The sequence below is a fragment of the Kocuria atrinae C3-8 genome (assembly GCF_000286355.1).
Taxonomy (GTDB): Bacteria; Actinomycetota; Actinomycetes; order Actinomycetales; family Micrococcaceae; genus Kocuria; species Kocuria atrinae_A.
Window position 1 is genome coordinate 1 of record NZ_AJXN01000159.1, and the last position, 7,410, is coordinate 7,410.

General features: G+C 65.1%; 11 protein-coding genes. 3 read left to right on the top strand and 8 right to left on the bottom strand.

From position 1 onward, the window contains the following. From YO9_RS0114825 to YO9_RS21090, 5 genes are all read right to left on the bottom strand, one after another. On the bottom strand, positions 1–1,020 hold a 1,020-nt coding region (locus YO9_RS0114825), incomplete at its 3' end, for a M23 family metallopeptidase (RefSeq protein WP_223286657.1). Positions 1,021–1,204: 184 nt separating this feature from the next. Beyond that, positions 1,205–1,729: a mycothiol transferase gene (locus tag YO9_RS0114830; protein ID WP_016998192.1), complete on the bottom strand. Its 525-nt coding sequence runs from the start codon at positions 1,727–1,729 to the stop codon at positions 1,205–1,207. Between the two features lie 133 nt (positions 1,730–1,862). Continuing rightward, positions 1,863–2,762, bottom strand: a complete 900-nt coding sequence (locus tag YO9_RS21080; protein ID WP_317259850.1) for an MFS transporter — start codon at positions 2,760–2,762, stop codon at positions 1,863–1,865. After that, complete coding sequence (locus YO9_RS21085) at positions 2,705–3,250, bottom strand: MFS transporter (RefSeq protein WP_317259851.1); 546 nt, start codon at positions 3,248–3,250, stop codon at positions 2,705–2,707. The genes YO9_RS21080 and YO9_RS21085 overlap by 58 nt, the downstream gene beginning before the upstream one ends. Further along, positions 3,157–3,516, bottom strand: coding sequence for a hypothetical protein (locus tag YO9_RS21090; RefSeq protein ID WP_317259852.1), 360 nt, complete (start codon positions 3,514–3,516; stop codon positions 3,157–3,159). Before YO9_RS21090 ends, YO9_RS21085 begins: the two co-directional genes overlap by 94 nt. Positions 3,517–3,593: 77 nt before the next feature. Between YO9_RS21090 and YO9_RS19065 the strand changes: the two genes are divergently transcribed. After that, a complete protein-coding gene (locus YO9_RS19065; protein WP_223286658.1) occupies positions 3,594–3,893 on the top strand; it encodes a TetR family transcriptional regulator in 300 nt (99 codons plus the stop codon). A gap of 17 nt (positions 3,894–3,910) precedes the next feature. Then, positions 3,911–4,138, top strand: a complete 228-nt coding sequence (locus YO9_RS19070; protein WP_262925717.1) for a hypothetical protein — start codon at positions 3,911–3,913, stop codon at positions 4,136–4,138. A 49-nt stretch (positions 4,139–4,187) separates the two neighbouring features. Here YO9_RS19070 and YO9_RS19075 read toward each other — a convergent pair whose 3' ends face one another. Both YO9_RS19075 and YO9_RS19080 read right to left on the bottom strand, forming a co-directional pair. Further along, complete coding sequence (locus YO9_RS19075) at positions 4,188–4,697, bottom strand: M20/M25/M40 family metallo-hydrolase (RefSeq protein WP_396350781.1); 510 nt, start codon at positions 4,695–4,697, stop codon at positions 4,188–4,190. Then, a complete protein-coding gene (locus YO9_RS19080; RefSeq protein ID WP_223286660.1) occupies positions 4,622–5,320 on the bottom strand; it encodes an amidohydrolase in 699 nt (232 codons plus the stop codon). The genes YO9_RS19075 and YO9_RS19080 overlap by 76 nt, the downstream gene beginning before the upstream one ends. A 167-nt stretch (positions 5,321–5,487) precedes the next feature. Between YO9_RS19080 and YO9_RS0114850 the strand changes: the two genes are divergently transcribed. Further along, complete coding sequence (locus tag YO9_RS0114850) at positions 5,488–6,036, top strand: VOC family protein (RefSeq protein ID WP_223286661.1); 549 nt, start codon at positions 5,488–5,490, stop codon at positions 6,034–6,036. 380 nt (positions 6,037–6,416) lie between these two features. Here YO9_RS0114850 and YO9_RS0114855 read toward each other — a convergent pair. Further along, positions 6,417–7,410, bottom strand: a 994-nt coding sequence (locus YO9_RS0114855) for an ABC transporter permease (RefSeq protein ID WP_016998195.1), incomplete at its 5' end; no start/stop codon positions are given.

The following is a 7,410-nucleotide window of genomic DNA, read 5'->3' on the forward strand; positions in this document are numbered from 1 at the left end:
TCCGGGGGCAGCGCCGTCGGAACCGGAGCGAGCGCCGTCGTCACCGGAACCGGACTCGGACCCGGAGTCAGAAGACTCTGCCGGAACGTCCTGCGCCGGGGAGGTCTCTTGGCTCAGCGCGATGATCTGATCCCGCTCGTCCTCGGGAACGTCGGACATGGGGCCGTTGTCGGTACCGGGCACGGAACCGTTGTCGGTGACGGACTGATCGGTCTGGGCCTGATCTTCCAGAGAGTACTTGGGGCGGGATGCGGGAATGATGCCTTCGCCGGTCTCCCAGTCGAAGGACTGTGCGTCCACGGGCTTCCCCTCGACCCAGGTTTCGAAGTGCAGGTGCGGGCCCGTCACTCGCAGGCCGGTTTGGCCGATGGCGCCGAGCTGCTCAGAAGCCTTCAACGGGTCGCCCACCTGGACCATCACGTCTTTGAGGTGGTTGTAGGTGGTCTTCACACCGTCAGCGTGGGAAACTTCCACGCGGTTGCCGCCCCACTCGTCCCAGAACACCGCGGTGACGGTGCCATCGAGGGCAGAGACGACCGGCGTTCCTTCGGAAGTGGAGATATCCGTGCCGTTGTGGAATTCGCGCTCTCCGGTGTCCGGGGCGGTACGCCAGCCGAACTTGCCGCCGTCCAGAACCGTGGCCGGCTGTGCGGGGGCGATGATCGTGTTGACGGGCAGTTCACCCTCGAACGTGGCGGGGGCGCGCTTGGCGGGAGCCACTGACGACGGCGCCGAACCGGTTCCGCGGTCGGACACGTTATGCACCTGGCTGGCCACGTACTCCTGAGGAGTGTCCTGAACGTTGGAGATCAGTGCCTCGTTGGGTACTGCAGCAAACAGGGAGGGTCGAGATTCTCCCTGGTCAGCGGCCTGGGGCTGGCCGAACGTGCCGCGTTCCTGCTGGTTCTCCGACGACTCGTTGGCGTAGGCGGATTCCCATGGCGCCGGCGCGGAGCCGTTGCTCATGGCAACGCTGACGGCCACCAAAGCAGAGAATGAAGCGAAAGCGGTCAAGGCCATGGATGGGCGCTTGGCCGCCGTGTGACGTGCACGTGAACGAGCCATAATCAGTTGTAATCTCCCCAGATTCTTGACCTCGGCTGCCGTTTGCCCTCGGCACCAATGGTCAGTACAGCAATCTTAGATGAATCTGGGGTTGATAAACAGTGTCGCCTTGCCCACTTAAGGCCTTATTTCCGGCAATTCAGTACTTTCCGTGCCACGAATTCTGCACCAGCCCACGAACGTACGCTGCCTGGCCGAGGTGCTGTGCGGCGTCGTCGATCGTGGACACGATTCGCACCCCGCGCGTGACGGGCGGATCCCAGGATTCGTCGATGATTTCTTCCAGATCCGCGTCGCTCAGGGGGCGCAAATAGTCGATGGTCGCCGCGGTGACGGCGTCCAGGTAACCCTGCAGCAAGTCGGGGTCGGTCACGCGGACGCGCGCGACGTCCTCAGGGGTGTCGCCAAAGCCGAAATCGTTCGCGTCCCGGTCCAGGTCAAACTTCCGGTCCCAGCCCTGCGCGGTCCAGATCTGATCTTCGCCGGAAAGGTGTGCGATCTGCACGTCCTGCTGCCGAGCGGCATGCCAAATCAGCCACGCGATCGAGTTGTGCTTGCCCTCCGGCATGCGATTGAGCGCATCCTCCGAAATGCCGTCCAGCACCTCGCCGGCCACCTGCGCGGGCCGCTGGGCCGCGTCCTCCAACAGTTCGTTCGCGCTCATCGTTCGCTGCCTTTCGCTCGACGTTTCCGCTGGTCACTTTACGACGACGCCGCTCGGCCCGTAAGGGGCTTCGGTCCAGTGACGCAGCGGGCGGGCTCTCCGCCGTCACCCATCCCCGGGCGAAGAACCTAGCTCAGTTGATCTCGAGTCGGTCCGTGGGCAGCGGGTCGTGGAAGCGCACCTTCCGGTCGGCTCGCAGGACGCGGAATATCACGAGGGCCACCACCACCATGGCGAGACCTCCCACCAGGCTGCTCCCCTGCATTCCGAACGAGAAGGCTGCGGTCGCGGTGTCCATGACGCTGTCGGTCCAGGGACCGCTCTGGGCCACGTCCACCGCGCCGCCCAAGGTCTGATGAGCGACGTCGGCCTGGGCCGGACTCAACGCCCGCGGAAGCTCCAAGTGGGACTGGTAAAAAGCGGTGGTGAGGCCACCGAGGACAGCAGTGCCCAGGACGGCGCCCACTTCGTAGCCGGTTTCGGAGACGGCCGAGGCCGCGCCGCTCTTGGACTCCGGTACCGAAGAGACCACCAGGTCCGTGGAGAGCGTGGTGGCCAGTCCGCCACCGGCACTCATGGCCGCGAAGCCCACCAACACCGGAAGCGCAGAGCCCTGTTGATCCGTGAAGGCCACGATCATGAAGCCACCCGCCATCAGCAGCAGTCCGGCGACAATGGCCGCGCGAACACCGAACTTCACGGCCAGTTTGGCGGCGGCCATGCCTGTCACGATGGCCATTAACAGGCCGGGTACCATCAGCAGGCCCGCGGTCATGGGGTCCTTACCACCCACCAGCTGGAGGTGCTGCGTCAGGAAGAAGAGGAAGCCGAACAGCGCGATGCTGGCCATCACATTGACGGTGAGGCCGCCCGAGAAGCGTGAGCTGCGGAAGAAGCGCAGGTCCAGCATCGGGTAGTCCTTGGCCACCTGACGGCGGGCGAACAGCAGACCGCTCACCACACCGAAGGCCATGATCAGCAGACTCTGCAGCACCGAGCCACCGGTCGCCAGGGACTTGATGGCGTAGACCACCGGAGCATGGCGAGCACGGCCAACACGATGGACAGCGGGTCCACGGGCCCCGGATTGGGGTCACGGGATTCCGGCAACAGCAGCGGGGCTGAGATCAGGAACGCGACGAGGACCGGGGCCGCCAGGAGGAACACCGAGCCCCACCAGAAGTGGTTGAGCAAGAAGCCACCGGCGATGGGACCCAGCGCGGCACCAGCGCTGAAACCGGCGGTCCAGATCGCGATGGCCAGGCGCCGCTCGTGATCGTCACGGAACACCGTGCGCATCAAGGACAGCGTGGCCGGAAGCAGCATGGAACCGAACACGGCGATACCCACGCGCGCGGCCACCAACCACTCCGCGGTGGGTGCAAAAGCCGCAAGTACCGAGATGACACCGAAGCCAACGGAGCCGATCAGGAGGATCTTGCGACGCCCGATTCGGTCACCCAGGCTGCCATGGGAATCAACAGGGCCGCCAGGATCAGCGGGTAGATGTCCACGATCCACAGTAGCTGGGAGGCCGTGGGGTGAAGCGCCTTGGAAATGGCGGGCAGAGCGAAGCTCAGCGCGGTGTTGTTCACGGACACCAACAGCACCGGCAGCATGAGGACGGCCAGGGCGCCCCACTCGCGGGCACCAGCTTTCTGCCGCTGATCGATCATGGTGGACACGATGAAGACCTCCTCGGTTCTCTGCTGCCGATGACTCGGCGTTGATTCGCGAAAAAGTACGTCCTCGTACGCGCGGGGCGGCGCCGTTGTGGCACGCGCCATGAATTTCTATACCGACTAGACGGTACAGTTAACGACGGACACCCGGCAATATTCCCGGGATCGATTCGGGAGAGGTTTTGCTCACATGGCCCGCAAACCACTGGCGCGAGAGAAGCTGCTCGAAGCTTCGAGCGCATCGTTCTCACGGACGGCGAGCGCACCGCGACCCTCGACGCGTCGCCGTGGCCGCCGGGGTCTCCAAGGGCGGGCTGCTCTACCACTTCCCGCATCGCCAGGCCCTGGTGGACGCCATGCTCGTCAAGCTCGAGACCCTGGCCGCCGAGGATCTCGAACGCCTGACCGCCTCACCTCGCGGCGCCGCACGAGAGTTCCTCGCGACCTCGCTCTACGAGGACAGCGCGCTCGACCGCGCCTGATCGTCGCCTCGCGGCTCATCCAAGCCGGCGACGACGCCGCTCGCACCACCTTCGCGCGCATCGAAGAGAACTGGTTGACCGCGGTGCTCGACGACGTGGGCGACCCCGTCATTGCCACCGCGGTGGTGTGCATGGGCGATGGGCTGTACCAGCAAGCCTCCATGGGTCTGCTACCCGAAAGCTCAGCAGAGAAGCAGAAGACGCTCGAGCAACTGATGGCCGCGCTGGACCGGTTGACCGCGTAAACCGGGAACGCGGCTCAGGCCGCGGCGTCGGGACCCAACAAATCCAGGATCAGCTGCACCTCCAAGGCGGTGCCGATGGCCAGGCAGTCCTCGCGCACGTTGAACTTGGGTGGTGGTTCTGGAAGGGGTAACCCTGCTCCGCATCACCGCCGCCCAGGATGATGAAGCAGCCCGGCACCTCGTTGGCGAAGGCCGAGAAGTCTTCGGAACCGGAGGAGATTTCACCCTCCCACGCGTTGTCGTCCCCGGCCACGTGCTTGGCGGACTGCAGCGCCTGGGCGGCCAGAGCGGCGTCGTTGTAGACGATGTCGTAGGCGTCCACCCACTCGTACTCGACTGTGGCACCGTACGCGGCGCAGATGCCGTTGGTGAGTTCCTCGATGCGGCGGAAGGCGAGATCGGTGTCCTCGGCCGTGCGGGTGCGCACGGAGATGCCGACCGTGGCGCTGTCCGGAATCACGTTGGGCGCCTGACCCGCTTGGATCATGCCCGGGTTGATAACCATGAAGTGCGAGGGATCCACGCTGCGGGACACGATCGTGTTGAGCCCCACGACCACCTGCGCCGCGATGAGAACCGGTCAATACTGTTCTGCGGCATGGAACCGTGCGATCCCTGACCCTGGATGGTGATCCAGCCACCGCCGGCCAGAGACGTGGCGGGGCCCGGGCGCACCTGCACCGTTCCCACGGGAGCGTTCATCACGTGCAGGGCGAAGATCCCGTCCAATCCCTCCATGGCGCCGGCCTTGACCATTTCTTGCGCGCCGCCGGGGTTGAGTTCTTCGGCGTGCTGGAACACGAAGGTCACTGTGCCGCCGAACAGGTCCGTGTTCTCGGACAGCACCTTGGCCGCGCCCAACTGCATGGCGGTGTGGGTGTCGTGGCCGCACGCGTGCATCACGCCGGGGACCGTGGAGGTGAATTCCTCGCCGGTTTCTTCGTGAACCGGCAGCGCATCCATATCCGCGCGGAGACCGATGTTCTTGGCCGGACCCTTGCCGGTGCCCTTGAGCACGCCCAACACGGACGTGGGCGTGGGCCGGGACGTCTCGATGCCCATGCCCCGGAGCAGGTCCTCGACCCACTGCGAGGTGTTCACTTCTTTGAAGGACAGCTCAGGGTTGGCGTGCATGTGTCGCCGCCACTCGATGATCTGCTCGTCGGGAACCGTGAACGACAACTGGTCGTTGGGTCGAACTGCATGGTGAACCTCCTGGGCGCACCTTCGCGCCGCGTTGCCGTCTGCTTGCTTGGAATCTACTGAATCACCCTGGTGGCAACTTTCAAGTGGACCTAGGCTCATCACTGCACGGGCGTGTTAGACGCCCCACATGAAAGTAGTACCGCATGAGCACTCAACCCACCGGATCACCCACTTGGATCGACCTGGGAACCCACGACATCGACGGCGCCGCATCGTTCTACGGCGAACTGTTCGGCTGGGATTTCGCGGACCAGGGCGAAGACTTCGGCCACTACAACATGATCACCAACAACGGCGCGCCGGTGGGCGGCGCCATGAGCAGCTTGATGGGTCCGGAGGGTCCCACCGAGGAACCCCAGAACCCCACGGCGTGGACCGTGTACCTGGGCACCGACGACATCGAGGGAACCCTGAGCAAGATCTCCGAACAGGGCGGCAAGATCTACTACCCCGCCATGCCCGTGGGTGAGCTGGGCTCCATGGCCATCGCAGAGGATCCCGCGGGAGCGGCCTTCGGCCTGTGGCAAGCCAATCAGTTCGCGGGTTTCGAGTTCACGGGCAAGCACGGCTCGCCCGTCTGGTTCGAGGCGATGGTCAACGATTTCGACGCCGCTCTGCCCTTCTACCGCGGCGCCTCGGGTGGGACACCCACGCCATGGGCGGGGAGGACAACGAGGAGTTCCGGTACGTGACCAATGGCAAGGACGACGCCGCCACGGCCGGTTTGTGCGATACCTCCGCGTGGGGTGAGATGCCCTCCTACTGGCGCCTGTACATCGGCGTGGACAACACTGACGAGTCCCTGGAGAAGCTCAAGGAGCTCGGTGGCACCGTGCTGGACGGCCCCGAGGACTCACCTTTCGGCGCCTGGCAACTGTCCAGGACCCCCAGGCGCATCCTTCCAAATCATCCAGATACAGGAGTAGTGTGCTGCGCGGCGGCGCCAGTACACACGATGCCGCCAACACCCCCGTGTGACGGGGAGCAAGGGCCCGCATCCCGATGGTCGGTCGGAATGCGGGCCCTGGTTTATTGCCCCCGAGTGGTGATCACCCAGGACTCTGAACGGGTATCAGTCCACCCGCGCCATGCCTTCCACCGGGGTAACCCTGGTGGCCCGGCGAACCGGTGCGGCCGAGGCCAGCACCGCCACCACCACGGCGGCCAGGATGATTGCCAGGTAACCGGGCCACGGAACCGTGGGTTCCACGGTCATTCCTTCGGTCACCAGAGACATCACGCCCAGGGTTCCGAAGACCCAACCGACCACCAGGCCCACGATCGTGGCCACGAGCGAGATCACGAGTGCCTCGCGGCGAATCATCGCTCCCAGCTGACGACGGGTCAGGCCCAGTGCCCGGAGCAATGAGTTCTCGCGAACCCGTTCGAGCACCGACAGGGACATGGTCGAGGCGATACCGAGCACGGACACCACCACTGCCGCCGCCAACAGTCCCAGGGTGACCGTGAGCATGATTTCCAGGATGGACACGTAGCTGGCCTTCTCCATGAGTGCGCCCTGCAGCTCGCCGGGTGCCAAGTTCACGATGTCGGCAACCTTTGCCTGCAAGTCGCTCGCGGAGGAGTTGTTGAGGGACTGCACGGCGTCGATCTGGGCGATCGCGCCGTCCGCGGTAGCCGGGTCGGTGGTCTCGACGCTCAGCACACCGTTGAGGTCGGAGATCTCCTGAACCTGGTCCGCCGAGATCTGACCCGCACTCGCGGGGACGGAGATGTCGACCGGCTGGTTCTGATCCAACTCGTTGAGCAGGTTGACCCTGGCCACGTGCTGACCCGTGAGCACCGTGGCCACCAACAGCACACCGATCAACAGCGCGGTGGCGGTGGTCGCAGTGCGCGCCGGGTAGCGGGCGCGTGACGGCCGCCAAACGCGAGGGCTGGCCACCGGGAAGGATGCGCCCCAGCCCTGCACGAGCGGGGGCAGGTACAACCGCGAGGTCATGACCACACCCAGGAAGCTCGCCAGGCCACCGGCGATTCCGAGAAGCGGTTCGCGCTCCATCGCACCGAACACCAGGGTTGCGACACCGGCCACCAGGATCAAG

Bases quoted from the DNA above. Each gene is read 5' to 3' on its own strand.
- YO9_RS0114830 (WP_016998192.1), bottom strand. From the start codon at position 1,729: ATGAGCGCGAACGAACTGTTGGAGGACGCGGCCCAGCGGCCCGCGCAG.
- YO9_RS21090 (WP_317259852.1), bottom strand. From the start codon at position 3,516: ATGGCGCGTGCCACAACGGCGCCGCCCCGCGCGTACGAGGACGTACTT.
- YO9_RS0114850 (WP_223286661.1), top strand. From the start codon at position 5,488: ATGAGCACTCAACCCACCGGATCACCCACTTGGATCGACCTGGGAACC.